This window comes from Flavobacterium sp. (genome assembly GCF_965657075.1).
GTDB lineage: Bacteria > Bacteroidota > Bacteroidia > Flavobacteriales > Flavobacteriaceae > Flavobacterium.
The window spans coordinates 26,675-42,048 of sequence record NZ_CBFHMV010000009.1; the positions used below are offsets into that span (position 1 = coordinate 26,675).

Here is a 15,374-nt window from a genome sequence, read left to right on the forward strand (position 1 = left end):
CCGATAAGATTAATTTCTCATCGGGATTATTATTTATTTAGTACCTTAAAATTACATCATTCCTGGCATTCCACCGCCCATTGGCATTGCTGGAGCATCTTCTTTGATGTCGATTAATGCACATTCTGTAGTAAGAATCATTCCAGAAACCGATGCAGCGTTTTCTAAAGCCACACGTGTTACTTTTTTAGGATCAATGATTCCTGCTTTTAACATTTGAACATATTCACCTGTTTTAGCATTAAAACCAAAATCTTCTTTACCTTCTAATACTTTTGCAATTACAACTGAACCTTCACCACCAGCATTTTCAACGATAGTTCTCAATGGAGATTCTACGGCTTTATTTACAATTTGGATTCCAGTTGCTTCGTCAGCGTTTTCTGATTTTAAGTTAGCTAAGGCAGCTTTTGCTCTTACTAAAGCAACTCCACCACCAGCAACAATTCCTTCTTCTACAGCAGCTCTTGTTGCGTGTAACGCATCGTCAACTCTATCTTTTTTCTCTTTCATTTCTACTTCAGAAGCAGCGCCAACGTATAAAACAGCAACTCCACCAGCTAATTTAGCTAAACGTTCTTGCAATTTCTCTTTGTCATAATCAGAAGTTGTAGTTTCAACTTGTGCTTTGATTTGGTTTACTCTTGCTTTGATATTATCTGGAGCACCAGCACCATTTACAATTGTAGTATTGTCTTTGTCAATAGTTACATTTTCGGCTGTTCCAAGCATTTCTAAAGTAGCATTTTCTAATGAATATCCACTTTCTTCAGCAATTACAGTTCCTCCAGTTAAAATTGCAATATCTTCTAACATCGCTTTTCTTCTGTCACCAAAACCTGGAGCTTTAACAGCTGCAATTTTTAATCCACCTCTTAATTTGTTTACTACTAAAGTTGCTAAGGCTTGACCGTCAACATCTTCTGCAATAATTAATAAAGGCTTTCCTGATTGAGCAACTGGTTCAAGAATTGGTAATAATTCTTGTAAGTTAGATATTTTTTTGTCGAATAATAAAATGTATGGATTATTCAATTCAGCAATCATTTTATCTGCATCAGTTACGAAGTAAGGAGAAAGATATCCTCTATCAAATTGCATTCCTTCTACAACATCTACGTAAGTGTCAGTTCCTTTTGCCTCTTCTACAGTAATTACACCTTCTTTTCCTACTTTGTCAAATGCTTGAGCGATTAATTCGCCAATAGTATCATCATTATTTGCAGAAATAGAAGCGATTTGCTTGATTTTTTCAGATGAATTTCCAACCGTTTGCGATTGTTTAGCTAAATCTTCAACGATAGCTTCAACTGCTTTGTCAATTCCTCTTTTTAAGTCCATTGGATTTGCTCCAGCAGCTACGTTTTTTAAGCCTTCTTTTACGATTGCTTGTGCTAAAACTGTTGCAGTTGTAGTTCCATCTCCAGCTAAATCATTAGTTTTTGAAGCTACTTCCTTAACCATTTGAGCTCCCATGTTTTCTAATGGATCCGCTAATTCAATTTCTTTTGCTACAGAAACACCATCTTTTGTTACTGAAGGTCCACCAAATGATTTGCTAATAATTACATTTCTTCCTTTTGGTCCAAGAGTAACTTTTACAGCATTTGCTAATGCATCAACACCTCTTTTTAAACCATCTCTTGCTTCAATGTCGAATTTAATATCTTTTGCCATTTTAATTTATTTTTTGTTATTAATCCGTTGGCTAAAGCCTAACGGCAATTTAATTGTCTTTAATACTCTAATTAAATAATTGCGTAAATTTCTTCTTCTTTCATGATAAGGTAATCTTTACCTTCATACTTTAATTCTGTTCCTGAATATTTACCATACAATACTGTGTCTCCAACTTTTACAGTCATTGTATGATCTTTTTTACCGTTTCCAACTGCCATTACTGTTCCTTTTTGTGGTTTTTCTTTAGCAGTATCAGGGATTATTAATCCTGAAGCGGTTGTAGTTTCTGCGGCCATTGGCTCAATCACTACACGATCTGAAAGTGGTTTAATGTTTAATGACATAGTTTTTATATTTTTTTAATTTATTAAATGTTTATAATCTATTTTCAGAAATTGTGCCAAGTCATTTTTTATGACAATTTTGCTAAAAAAAAATGCCAGCACTGACATGCTGGCATTTTATAATTTTATAAAAAACGATTATTTTTTTTCTGTTTCTGTAGCAGGTGTCGATTCTGCTGGATTTGTAGTTGCAGCAGGTGCTGTAGTAGCGTCTTTTGACATGTCTGGCATTGCTGGAACTGCTGGTGCTACAATAGTACTTTCATCTACAATTTTAGAAGAATTAACACCTCCTTTAGGAAAACTTAAAGTAGATAAGAAAATTAATACTACCAATGCTCCTGCTAAATACCAAGTACTTTTGTCTAAAAAGTCGGTAGTTTTTTGAACACCACCAATTTGACCACCACCACCAAACGATGAAGATAAACCTCCACCTTTAGGGTTTTGTACCATTATTGCTATAATTAATAGAAAACATACTAATGTTATCGCTACTAAAAATCCTGTAAATCCCATAGTTAATTATTTTGTTGTAATTCTTTTATATCTTTAATTCGGTTTGCAAAGAAAATACTTTTTTCTGGATATTTCAAAATTAATATTTCATATGCTTGAATTGCTTTCTTATATTTTTTTTGTTCTAAGTAAATTCTTGCTAATGTTTCGGTCATTAAATGTGTTGGTTCTTGTAAACTATTGCCTAAAACATTAGTGTTTGCAAGGTTTGACTTAATTGGACCAATTTTAGGATTACTTTCTATAAATTTATCTATTAAATCTATTTTTTTATTTTTTTCTTCTAAATTTTCTTCTAAATTTTCATTTTCATCACGTTTTATAGGCTCAAATTTAGTTAATTGAAGCCATTCTGAAAAGGAATGTGTCTCAGAAACATCAAAAAGTAAAGGTTTGCTAATTTCGAGTTTTTCTTCAATTGGAGTTAAAATTTCGGTAGAAGTTTCGTTAGATTTTTTAAATTCTTCAATTTTTAAACTGTTGTATTCTTCGTTTGGAATTATTACTTCAAAACCTTCAACTATAATTTCATTTATTGTTTTTTGTTGGTGCTCAATTAGTTCGTAATTGATTGTTTTGAAATTTTCTGAAGTTATAAAATCGAAAAGTAGGCTTCTATCTGTTGTGTAAGCAGCTGTTTTTTTTAATTCGTGATTGTATCTGTAACTTTTTAAGTCATGAAGTCCTTTTAAATAAACAGCTCTAAGTCCTTGTAAATAGGGATATTGTGTCAGTATTGATTCTAAATTCATGGTCTGAATTTCATCAACTGTAGAAGGATTGTTTAATAAATTTGTAATTTGATTTAACTTCATTTAATTACCATTTTGCTAAGGAATCATTAAAAATATCCAATGTTATTCTTTCAAAAATTTCGTCTAAAGCGGTTGTTAATTTTGAACCTACCAATTGTTCATTTGCATCAAAATCGTAAAAAAAAGAAAATCGTTTTTCAAAATCATCTTCTTCATCATTTTTATTAGAAAAACGCACCATCACACTAACGGATAACCTGTTTTGTGCTGCTCTTTGATCAGCAGTTGCAGTCATTGGAGTAATTCTATATTCCACAATTTCACCTTCATAAAGTAATTCGCCACCTTGCGAAACTAAATCTAAATTGGTTTGATTTCGTATTAAATCTTGTAATTTTAGAGTAAATGTTCTTTCGATTCCAGGTTCAATTAATTCAGCATTATTTTGAAAATAATTGACTTGAAATGTTTTTGCGTTTATGGGTTTGGCTCCAGTAAAATTATAAATTCCACATCCAGAAAAAAGAGTGAATAACAATATAAAAGAGGTGTATTTTATGTGCTTCATTTTATAAATCGTATTGTTTTATTTTTCGATATAATGTTCTTTCAGAAATCCCTAATTCGTCAGCAGCAGCTTTTCTTTTGCCTTTATTTCTATCTAAAGATTTTTTGATCAGTTCTATTTCTTTAGCTTCTAAACTTAATGTTTCCTCTTCTTCCTCAACGGTTTCTGCAAATAAATAGTTTTCGTCATCATCTAAAAAGTCATCATCCTCCGAGGTGTGATTTTTGTTTGGAATTACGTTTAGTCTAGGTTCTTCTTCAAAAATAGTATTGTTTTCTTCAGTTTTTCCATAGATTTTTTGAATTAACCCTTTGTTGTTTTCTTGGACTTTTGAACTTCCGTTTTGCATTAATTCAAGCGTTAATTTCTTTAAATCATTCAAGTCACTTTTCATATCAAAAAGAACTTTGTACAGAATTTCTCTTTCTGTACTGAAGTCGTTTTCGGCTTTTTTGGATCCAATTACCGAAGGTAAGTTGGTGCTTTCTAGAGGCAAATAGGAGGCTAACTTTTGATAATTAATCTCTCTTTTGGTTTCTAATACAGATATTTGTTCCGCAATATTTCTTAGTTGTCTGATGTTTCCACTCCATCTGTATTTAGTCAACAATTCTACAGCATCATTTTCAAGTTTTATAGGAGGCATTTTGTATTTGTGTGCAAAATCTGCAGCAAATTTTCTAAATAGCAAATGAATGTCTTCTTTTCGATCCCTAAGAGGTGGTAATAATATGTCAACGGTACTCAATCTGTAAAATAAGTCTTCTCTAAATTTGCCTTTTTCAATAGCATCAAACATATTGACATTAGTCGCTGCAACAATTCTTACATTTGTTTTTTGAACTTGAGAAGAACCTACTTTTATAAATTCACCATTTTCTAAAACACGTAATAAACGCACTTGAGTAGTTAATGGTAATTCTCCAACTTCATCTAAAAATATAGTTCCACCATTTGCAACCTCAAAATATCCATCTCTAGAACCTGTAGCTCCAGTAAAAGATCCTTTTTCGTGACCAAATAGTTCACTATCAATAGTTCCTTCAGGTATTGCGCCACAATTAACAGCAATAAACTTTCCGTGTTTTCTATGAGAAAGCGAGTGTATTATTTTAGGAATACTTTCTTTTCCAACACCACTTTCTCCTGTAACTAATACAGAAATATCTGTAGGAGCAACCTGTATGGCTTTTTCTACAGCACGATTTAGTTTTGGATCGTTTCCAATGATTTCAAACCGTTGTTTTATGGCTTGTACTGATTCCATGTTTTTTTTATTAATTCATTATTTCAGAATATCCAACTGCTTTTCCTATTAAGGTGGCTGCTGTACAATCTGTAATTTTCACCCAAACAAAATCACCTATTTTATAGTTTTCTTTATCAAAAACAACTACTGTGTTTTGAGAATTTCTACCCGACCATTGTTTGTCTGAACGTTTCGATTCTTTTTCTATTAACACTTCAACAGTTTGTCCAACAAAACGTTTTGTTCTTTCTAAACCATGAATTTGTTGTAAATCTACAATTTCAGTTAATCTGCGTTTTTTTACCTCTTCAGGAATATCATCTTCTAATTTTCTAGCAGCTAAAGTTCCAGGTCTTTCTGAATAAGCAAACATAAATCCAAAATCGTACTTAACATATTCCATCAAACTTAAGGTGTCTTGATGATCTTCTTCTGTTTCCGTTGGAAAACCAGTAATCATATCTTGTGAAAGAGAAATATCTGGAATTATGGAATAAATTTTATCAATCAATGCCATATATTCTTCACGTGTATGTTGGCGATTCATTTCTTTCAAAATTCTAGTGCTTCCACTTTGAACCGGTAAATGTATGTATTTACAAATATTATGATGTTTTGCGATAATATGTAATACCTCTTCATGCATGTCTTGCGGATTGGAGGTTGAAAATCTAAATCTCATTTTTGGAAATAGAGTAGCTGCTTTATCTAACAATTGCGCAAAATCTACGGCAGTAGCTTTTTGCATTTCGGTAGCTTTTTCAAAATCTTTTTTTAACCCTCCACCATACCATAAATAACTATCAACGTTTTGTCCTAATAAAGTAATTTCTTTATAACCTTTTTGATGTAAGTCTTCAATTTCATCATAGATACTTTGTGGCTCTCTACTTCTTTCTCTTCCTCTTGTAAAAGGAACTACACAAAAAGTACACATATTATCACAACCTCTTGTGATGGATACAAAAGCATTAACTCCATTACTGTTTAATCTAACAGGTGCTATGTCTCCATAGGTTTCTTCTTTGGAAAGAATAACATTAATTGCATCTCTACCTTCTTCAACTTCCGCTAATAAATTTGGAATATCTTTATAGGCATCTGGTCCAACAACCATATCCACAATTTTTTCTTCTTCTAAAAATTTGTCTTTCAATCGTTCAGCCATACAACCCAAAACACCCACTTTCATGTTTGGATTAATGTCTCTTTTTATTGCATTGTATTTTTGTAAACGTTTACGAATAGTTTGTTCAGCTTTATCTCTTATGGAACATGTGTTGACCAAAACCAAATCAGCATCCTCTAAACTTTGAGTTGTGTTATAACCATTATTGTGTAAAATTGAAGCTACAATTTCACTATCAGAAAAATTCATTTGACACCCGTAACTTTCTATAAAAAGTTTTTTTGTATTTTCTTTTTTTTGATCTAAAACTAGACTCTCACCTTGTTTTTTTTCGTCAATTATCTTTTCCATATCAAAGATTTACTATTTTATGCTTAATTTGAAGAATTGCAAAGATAATACTAATTTATATAATCTGACAAGTTGGCAGATATAGTTTAACTTTTTATTTCAAATTTATTAGGTTGTGTTTTAAAATTGATTTTTTTGAGATTCAGACTGATGTGGATTTAATTCACTTAATTATGTATTTTAAAACCTGTTTTTTGAGTTTTGAGTTTCGTTCTCAAATATAAAATTGACTACATATCTTCAAAATTTAAAAAAAATAGATACTTTTGCGAAACAAAAAAAGTGAAAATGGCAAAGAATTTAGTAATAGTTGAGTCACCTGCAAAGGCAAAAACAATCGAAAAATTTCTAGGAAGTGATTATCAAGTTGAATCAAGTTATGGACATATTGCCGATTTACCTTCCAGAGAAATAGGAGTAGATGTTGAAAATGGATTCAAGCCCAAGTACGAAGTTTCTGCCGATAAAAAAGCATTAGTTAGTAAACTTAAAACGTTATCAAAAAAAGCCGATATGGTTTGGTTGGCTTCCGATGAGGACCGAGAAGGTGAAGCAATTTCTTGGCATTTAGCTGAAGAATTAGACTTAAAGCCTGAAAAAACAAAAAGAATTGTTTTTCATGAAATTACCAAATCAGCCATTCATAAAGCCATTGAAAATCCTCGTTCTATAGATTATAATTTAGTAAATGCGCAACAAGCTCGTAGAGTTTTAGATCGATTGGTAGGTTATGAATTGTCTCCAGTACTTTGGAAAAAGGTAAAAGGTGGATTATCAGCAGGAAGAGTGCAGTCGGTTTCAGTACGTTTGATTGTTGAAAGAGAACGAGAGATTCAAAACTTTAATGCTGAAGCTTCTTACAGTATTACAGCAGAATTTACCAATCAAAAAGGAAAATCATTTAAAGCTAAATTGCCAAAAAACTTTGGTTCCAAAAAAGAGGCAGAAGAATTTTTAAATAAAAACATCAGTTCTACATATAAAGTTGCAGATTTAGAAACAAAACCAACAAAAAAATCTCCAGCAGCACCTTTTACAACTTCAACTTTACAGCAAGAGGCTGCTAGGAAATTATATTTGCCTGTTGGAATTACCATGCAAATTGCACAAAGATTGTATGAAGCCGGTTTGATAACTTATATGAGAACCGATAGTGTTAATTTGTCTAAAGAAGCCATGACAGCTGCTCAAGATGAAATTACAAATTATTATGGTAAAGAATATTCTAAACCAAGAAACTTCAATATCAAATCAAAAGGTGCACAAGAAGCTCACGAAGCCATTCGTCCTACCGATATGTCGCTTCATACAGTAAATGTTGAAAGAGATCAAGCCCGATTGTATGATTTAATTTGGAAAAGAACTTTAGCTTCACAAATGGCTGATGCAGAATTGGAACGAACTAATGTTAAAATTGAATCTAATAATCATTCTGAAATATTTGCTGCAACTGGTGAAGTTATAAAATTTGAAGGCTTTTTAAAAGTGTACTTGGAAGGTCACGATGAAGATGAAGAAGAGCAAGAAGGTATGTTACCTGCAATGAAAGTTAATGAGCCATTAAACAATAATTACATTTCTGCTACAGAACGTTTTTCTCGTCCACCAAGTCGATATACAGAAGCATCTTTAGTAAAAAAATTAGAAGAATTAGGAATTGGTCGCCCATCAACTTATGCGCCAACAATTTCTACCATTATAGCCAGAACTTATGTTGAAAAAGGAAGTTTTGAAGGTCAAGAGCGTAAGTACAATCAAATTATTTTAAAGGAAAACAAAATTAATGCTCAAGTTCTTACAGAAAATGTAGGTTCTGATAAAGGAAAATTAGTCCCAACTGATATTGGTATTATCGTAAATGATTTCTTAGTTAAAAACTTTGAAACCATCTTAGATTACAACTTTACTGCCAAAGTAGAACAAGATTTTGATGAAATTGCCGAAGGAAATGTGGATTGGGCAAAAATGATGAATGATTTTTATAAGCATTTTCATCCTAATGTAGTTGATGTTGAAAAAAATGCTGAAAGAGAAAGTGGCGAACGAATTTTAGGAATTCATCCAGAACTTGGAAAGCAAGTATCCGTTCGATTAGGAAAATATGGAGCTATGGCTCAAATTGGCGATATCGATGATGAAGAAAAACAATTTGCAAGTTTACGTCAAGATCAAAATATTGGTAATATAACTTTAGAAGAAGTCTTAGATTTATTCCTGCTTCCTAAGCAATTAGGTACTTATAAAGAGGAAGAAATTGAAGTCAATAACGGTAGGTTTGGACCTTATGTACGATTTGGAAGTCAATTTATTTCCTTGCCTAAAGGGGAAGATCCCTTGGATGTTACTATGGAAAGAGCTCAAGAATTAATAAACGAGAAAATTAAGGCTGATGCTCCAATTGCAACTTATAATGATTTGCCTGTTCAAAAAGGAACGGGACGATTTGGACCATTCATCAAATGGGATGGTATGTTTATTAATGTAAATAAAAAATATAATTTTGATAACCTTTCTCAATCAGATATTGTCGAATTAATTGAAGATAAAATTCAGAAAGAAATTGATAAAGTAATTCACAATTGGGAAGATGAAGGGATCAAAGTTGAAAAAGCACGTTGGGGAAGATCGGTAATTACTAAAGGCAAAATAAAAATTGAATTAAGTAAAGATGTGGATGCTGCAAAATTAACACTAGCGCAAGTTCAAGAGTTAATTGAAAAGAAAGCACCAGCCAAAGCAAAGAAACCGGCAACTAAAAAGAAAGCTACAGCCAAAAAAACCACAAAAAAATAATTCATGATATTCGAATTTTTGCAACCAATTTCTGATGATTTACTTATAGATATTCATAAGAATTCTAACCAATCCCTTGCAAAAAAAGTTGTTTTTCATACCGAACATGAAACTCCAAATCTGGAAAATAATACTATTGCTATACTTGGAGTTTTAGAAAACAGAGGAAATGAATTGGTATCAATAGAGCCAAATTTAGAATTGTTAAGATTGCAATTTTATGCTTTATATCCTGGAAATTGGAATGTTACTATTTACGATTTAGGGGATATAATTGCTGGAAATACTCTAGAAGACACTTATTTTGCTCTTAGAACCGTATGTGCTGCCTTAATTAAAAAAAATATTTTACCCATAGTAGTGGGTGGAAGTCAAGACTTAACTTATGCGATTTACAGATCTTATGATAAATTAGATCAAATGGTCAATTTGGTGAATATTGACTCCAAGTTTGATTTTGAAAATGGACAAAATACTTTGATCAGTAATTCATACTTATCTAAAATAATAGTGGAGGAGCCAAATAATTTGTTCAATTACAGCAATATCGGTTATCAAACTTATTTTAATTCTCAAGAAGAGATAGATTTAATTGAAAAATTGTATTTTGAAGCGTACAGATTAGGAGAAGTTTCTCAAAACATAACAATAGCAGAGCCTGTTTTTAGAGATGCTGATTTGGTAAGCGTAGATATGAGTTCTGTTAAATCGAGTGATTCAGGTTCTAATAATCCTTTCATGCCAAATGGTTTAGATGGAAAAGAAATTTGTACCTTAGCAAGATATTCGGGCATAAGTGATAAAGTTTCTTCATTTGGGATATTCAATCATAATTTTTCAGAAAAAGAAACGTTATTATTAGCTCAGATTATTTGGTATTTTATTGAAGGTTATCATTACAGATCTAAAGAATATCCAATCGGCAGTAGAGAAAACTTTATCAAATATATAGTTCCAATTGAAGATGATGATTTGGTTTTCTATAAAAGTGATGTTTCTGAAAGATGGTGGATAGAAATTCCTCATAATTCTTTAAACAATAAACTTAAAAAAAATACGTTATTACCATGTTCGCAAGAAGACTATTTGATGGCAACTCGACAAGAAATACCAAATAGATGGTGGAAAGCACAAAGAAAAAATTGTGTTTAGTTATAATAAATCTATTAAAATCTCGTTGTATTGCTTTATTTTGTTAAAACTTAAGAAAATTTTAAGTTTTTTACTGAAAAGTATTGTTTTTGTCAAATAAAATAAATAGGTTTACGCCCTTAAAATAGAATAAATTTTTAACCCAAATTAATATGAAGAAGTTCATAATATTTTTAATGTTTACGTCATTATTTACAAGTTGTGGTAAAGGTGATAAAGGTGAACTAGTAGGAGACAAAGGAAAAAAATGGCATCCTGAAAAACCATACGGGATGACTTTAGTCCCTGGTGGTGCTTTTATCATGGGTAAGTCAGATGATGATTTAGCTAACGTAGGCGATGCTCCAACTAAAACAGTAACTGTTCGTTCGTTTTATATGGATGAAACAGAAATCACAAATAACGAATACAGAAAATTTGTTAACTGGGTAAAAGATTCAACAATCAGAACTAGATTAGCTATTTTAGCTGATGAAATGGGTCAAAAACCTGGTTCAGGTGGTATTGGAGAATATGGTTTTGCTGATGCAGATCCAGCTAATATGACTCCTTACGAGAAATATATGTATGAAAACTATTACAGCGTAGGTTCTGATGATGATCCTTTTGCTGGTAGAAAACTAAATAAAAAAGTAAAATTAATTGATGAACCTAACAAATATCCAGATGAATATTATGTTGAGGTAATGGATTCAATGTATTTGCCTGTTACTGAATCTTACAACGGATTAAGAACTCCTGACGTTTCTAAATTTAAATTCAGATATACTGAAGTTGATTTAAATGAAGCAGTTAAGAAAAAAGGTAGAAAAGATTTCATCAAAAAAGCTGAACCAGTTGAGATCTATCCAGATACAACTGTTTGGATTAAAGATTTTGCTTACTCGTACAACGAGCCAATGCACAACGATTATTTTTCTCACTCAGCTTACGGAGAATATCCAGTTGTTGGTGTTACTTGGAAACAAGCAAAAGCATTTTGTGCATGGAGAACGCTTTATAAAAATGCTTACATTAAAAGCAAAAAGAAAAAAGGACGTGATCAAATTAATAACTTCAGATTACCAATCGAAGCAGAATGGGAATATGCAGCAAGAGGTGGAATAGAATCAGCAACTTTCCCTTGGGGTGGTCCTTATGCTCACAGCGATAGAGGATGTTTCTTAGCAAATTTCAAACCAAATAGAGGAGATTATGCTGCTGATGGTGCACTTTACACTGTAGAAGCTAAGTCTTATGAGCCAAATGAGTTCAATTTGTATAATATGGCTGGAAACGTTGCGGAATGGACTGAAACTTCTTATGATCCAGGAGCATACGAATTTGTTTCAACAATGAATCCTAATGTTCCAGACAGAAAAAACCAAAGAAAAGTTATTCGTGGTGGATCTTGGAAAGATGTTGCTTACAGTTTGCAAAATGCTACTCGTGAATTTGAATATGCAGATTCAGCAAGAAGTTACATTGGTTTCAGAACTGTACAAGATTATATGGGTACTGATGTTACAGGAAGATAATATACTCAAACTATTATATTAAACAAAAACTAAATTAAAAACTTAACAAATTAAAAAACTATTATTATGGCAATTTTATCACCGAAATTAATGAATTTCCTATACGGTATGGGAGCAGCAGTTGTAATCATTGGAGCATTATTTAAAATTACTCACTATGAATTAGGACCTTTAACAGGTACTGTAATGTTATCTGTTGGTCTTATTACTGAAGCACTTATTTTTGCAATTTCAGCTTTTGAAGTTCCTGCAAAAGACTTAGATTGGTCTTTAGTTTATCCTGAATTAGCAGGTGGTGAGGCTACTACTAAAAAAGTAAAACAAGAAAACCCAGCTGAAGCACAAGGTTTATTATCACAAAAATTAGACTCTATGTTAAAAGATGCTAAAATTGATGGTGAATTAATGTCTAGCTTAACAAACAGCATCAAAAACTTTGAAGGAGCAGCTAAAAACATTGCGCCTACAGTTGATTCAATTGCTTCACAAAAGAAATACAGTGAAGAAATGTCAATGGCAGCTTCTCAATTAGAATCTTTAAATAGTTTATATAAATTACAATTAGAAAGCGCTAACAGAAACGCAGAAGCTAATAAAGAAATTGCTGAAAATGCTTCTAAATTAAAAGAACAAATGCAAAGCATGACTTCTAATATAGCTTCTTTAAACTCTGTTTATGGTGGTATGTTAACAGCTATGAGTAACAGAGGATAATTAGTTTTATCTATTAAATAAATTTTATTAAAAACTAATTAAACTTACAAATTAAAATGGCAGGAGGAAAATTAACCCCTAGACAAAAGATGATTAACCTAATGTATTTGGTTTTCATCGCAATGTTGGCAATGAATATGTCAAAAGAAGTTTTATCTGCGTTCGGATTAATGAATGAAAAATTCGAAGCAGCTAATCAATCTTCTATTTCTAATAATGAACAAATGATGTTGGCTTTAGATCTTAAAGCTACTGAAGCTAAAGGTGGAGAGTTTGGAGCTGCTGCTGCTACAGCTCATAAAGTTGAAGCTGCTACAAAAAAATTCTATGATTTTGTGGCAACTCTTAAAGCTGAAGTTCTAACTGGTGTTGAGCCTGAAGATGGTAAATTACCATATGAATCTATGGATAAAGCTGATAATTTAGACAACAGTTGGTTTCAAGGTGAAGGTTATACAAAAAGAGGTCAAGAAGTTATTACTGCAATTGAAACTTTTAAGTCAGAAGTTAAAGCTGCATTAGGAGACGAGAAAAAATACGCTCCTGTTTTAAAAGAAATTTTAGGAAAATTTGATTTGTCTGATGTAGCTAATAAAGAGGGTTTAAAAGATAAATATTTAAATTATCATTTTAAAGGCTTCCCAGCAATTGCTTCTTTAGCTAAACTAACTGCATGGCAAAATGACGCTAAAAAATTAGAATCTGATGTGATTAGTGTTGCTTTAGGTAAAGCTGCTGTTGAAACGGCATCTTACAGTAATTATCAAGCTATTGTTGTTTTAGATAAAAATGCATATTTCCAAGGAGAAAAAGTTACAGGTAAAGTTGTTTTAGGTCGTTATGACGAAAACACAAAACCTCAAAGTGTAACTGGAGCTGTTTTAGACCCAGCAACAGGACAAGCAAAAATAAATTTAACTGCTGGTGGTGTAGGAGAACAAAAAATTGGTGGTCAGTTTACTTTTGTGGAAGATGGTAAAACTATTCCATTAAAATTTGACGGTACATATGTTGTAGTTCCTCGTCCAAATTCTGCAACTATTTCTGCTGATAAAATGAATGTGGTTTACAGAGGTGTTGATAACCCTATTTCAGTTTCTTTTGCGGGTATTTCAACTAATAATGTATTTGCTAGTGCGCCAGGAATGACAGGTGGTAACGGTAAATACATATTAAGACCAGGTTCTGGAACTGAAGTTGTAGTTACTGCTACAGGAAAATTACCTGATGGTACTACTGCAACTGATAAAAAACCATTCAGAATTAAAGGATTACCTAGTCCAACGGGTAAAATTAGAGGAGAAGTTGATGCAAAAGGTTCAGCTTCAAACTTAGAGTCTTGTCAAATTACGGCTGCTCTTGAAGATTTTGATTTTCCGGTGTCTGTAAATGTTACTCAATTTACTATAAAAGTACCAGGTCAACCAACAGTAGTTGTTAATGGAAATAGAATGGATTCTAATGCTAGATCTAAAATAAAATTAGCTAAAAGAGGAGATGTTGTTGTTATAAATAACATTAAAGCTAATTTCACTGGTATCAATCAAGTACCAAAAACAGTTTCAGCTTGTACTTTTGAAGTACAATAAAAAGCATTTTTTCGAGTTTTACTAAAAACTAATATTTTATATAATGAATTACAAAAGTTTAATTTTAACGTTTTTATTTTTAGGAGCTTTGAATGTTTCAGCGCAATCTAATTTATTAAACGCAAAGACACCAGATCAAATTGGTAAAAAATCTGAAGCTCAGATGAATTCTGACAATGATAAACCTTTACCTTACGGTTATGTAGATGATAGAGATGTACTTTTTGGAAAAAAAGTTTGGGAGGTTATTGATCTTGATGAAAGAGTGAACTTTCCTATGTATTACCCTATTGATGAAAACATGGGTGAAAACAGAAAATCATTATATACAGTATTGGTAGAAGGTATCAGAGAAGGTAAAATTACTGAAGTTTATGATTCAAGTTATTTTATTAATAAAAAATCTTTAGAAGAAATTGAAAAAGTACTTGTTTTAGTAGACACTACTGATGGAGGTAAAGATCAAATTAATGAGGATTATGATGCATACATGTCTGGTGCGAAGAAGATTGATGAACAATTTATAAATGTTACTGAATTAAAAGCTATCGATGTTGATGGTTATAAAACTGTTGGATATTGGTTTTTTGATAAAAGACAAGGAGAATTAAAATACCGTCTTCTAGGAATTTGTCCAATTATTCCTGATGTTTATACAATGAACGCTGAAGAAAAAGAATATGTTGATTTATTTTGGGTGTTTTTCCCATCTGCTAGAGAAGTGCTTCATGAGCATACAGCTTTCAACGAAAGAAATTCTGCTTCACCTATATCTTTTGATCATCTTTTAAATGCTCGTAGATTTAGTGCAGTTATCTATCAAGAAGAAAATGTGATGGGTGACAGACAAATTAAAGAGTATATGAAAGAGAATTCTCAAATGCAGTTATTAGAATCAGAAAGAGTTAAAACAAAAATTAGAGATTTCGAACAAGATATGTGGAGTTACTAATTAAACTTTATTCTTAAAATATATAAAAACTCTTATCATTTTGATAAGAGTTTTTTACTTTT

General features: G+C 31.7%; 13 protein-coding genes. 6 read left to right on the plus strand and 7 right to left on the minus strand.

What is annotated here, in order from left to right:
* Positions 1–51: 51 nt before the first annotated feature.
* From groL to miaB, 7 genes are all read right to left on the minus strand, one after another.
* On the minus strand, positions 52–1,677 hold the full coding sequence (gene groL / locus ACTF56_RS07210; protein WP_438966237.1) for a chaperonin GroEL: 1,626 nt from the start codon (positions 1,675–1,677) through the stop codon (positions 52–54).
* A 71-nt stretch (positions 1,678–1,748) separates the two neighbouring features.
* A complete protein-coding gene (locus ACTF56_RS07215; protein ID WP_438966238.1) occupies positions 1,749–2,024 on the minus strand; it encodes a co-chaperone GroES in 276 nt (91 codons plus the stop codon).
* Between the two features lie 138 nt (positions 2,025–2,162).
* A complete protein-coding gene (gene secG, locus ACTF56_RS07220) occupies positions 2,163–2,543 on the minus strand; it encodes a preprotein translocase subunit SecG (RefSeq protein ID WP_438966239.1) in 381 nt (126 codons plus the stop codon).
* A gap of 2 nt (positions 2,544–2,545) precedes the next feature.
* Complete coding sequence (locus tag ACTF56_RS07225) at positions 2,546–3,358, minus strand: tetratricopeptide repeat protein (RefSeq protein WP_438966240.1); 813 nt, start codon at positions 3,356–3,358, stop codon at positions 2,546–2,548.
* Positions 3,359–3,362: 4 nt separating this feature from the next.
* Positions 3,363–3,866 (minus strand): LPS assembly lipoprotein LptE, encoded by a 504-nt coding sequence (gene lptE / locus ACTF56_RS07230; protein ID WP_438966241.1) that lies wholly within the window; start codon positions 3,864–3,866, stop codon positions 3,363–3,365.
* A gap of 1 nt (position 3,867) precedes the next feature.
* A complete protein-coding gene (locus ACTF56_RS07235) occupies positions 3,868–5,133 on the minus strand; it encodes a sigma 54-interacting transcriptional regulator (RefSeq protein WP_438966242.1) in 1,266 nt (421 codons plus the stop codon).
* A 10-nt stretch (positions 5,134–5,143) separates the two neighbouring features.
* Complete coding sequence (gene miaB, locus ACTF56_RS07240; protein ID WP_438966243.1) at positions 5,144–6,595, minus strand: tRNA (N6-isopentenyl adenosine(37)-C2)-methylthiotransferase MiaB; 1,452 nt, start codon at positions 6,593–6,595, stop codon at positions 5,144–5,146.
* A gap of 288 nt (positions 6,596–6,883) precedes the next feature.
* Here miaB and topA point away from each other — a divergent pair, with 288 nt between their 5' ends.
* The 6 genes from topA (at position 6,884) to gldN (ending at position 15,312) form a co-directional block, all read left to right on the plus strand.
* Positions 6,884–9,388, plus strand: coding sequence for a type I DNA topoisomerase (gene topA, locus ACTF56_RS07245; RefSeq protein ID WP_438966244.1), 2,505 nt, complete (start codon positions 6,884–6,886; stop codon positions 9,386–9,388).
* A 3-nt stretch (positions 9,389–9,391) separates the two neighbouring features.
* Entirely contained in the window at positions 9,392–10,540 is a 1,149-nt protein-coding gene (locus ACTF56_RS07250; RefSeq protein ID WP_438966245.1) for a formimidoylglutamase, read from the plus strand.
* Positions 10,541–10,692: 152 nt separating this feature from the next.
* Positions 10,693–12,057 (plus strand): gliding motility lipoprotein GldK, encoded by a 1,365-nt coding sequence (gldK, locus tag ACTF56_RS07255; RefSeq protein WP_438966246.1) that lies wholly within the window; start codon positions 10,693–10,695, stop codon positions 12,055–12,057.
* Between the two features lie 66 nt (positions 12,058–12,123).
* Positions 12,124–12,771: a gliding motility protein GldL gene (gene gldL / locus ACTF56_RS07260; RefSeq protein WP_438966247.1), complete on the plus strand. Its 648-nt coding sequence runs from the start codon at positions 12,124–12,126 to the stop codon at positions 12,769–12,771.
* Positions 12,772–12,827: 56 nt separating this feature from the next.
* Positions 12,828–14,360: a gliding motility protein GldM gene (gene gldM, locus ACTF56_RS07265; protein ID WP_438966248.1), complete on the plus strand. Its 1,533-nt coding sequence runs from the start codon at positions 12,828–12,830 to the stop codon at positions 14,358–14,360.
* Positions 14,361–14,403: 43 nt separating this feature from the next.
* Positions 14,404–15,312 (plus strand): gliding motility protein GldN, encoded by a 909-nt coding sequence (gene gldN, locus ACTF56_RS07270; RefSeq protein ID WP_438966249.1) that lies wholly within the window; start codon positions 14,404–14,406, stop codon positions 15,310–15,312.
* Positions 15,313–15,374: the final 62 nt, after the last annotated feature.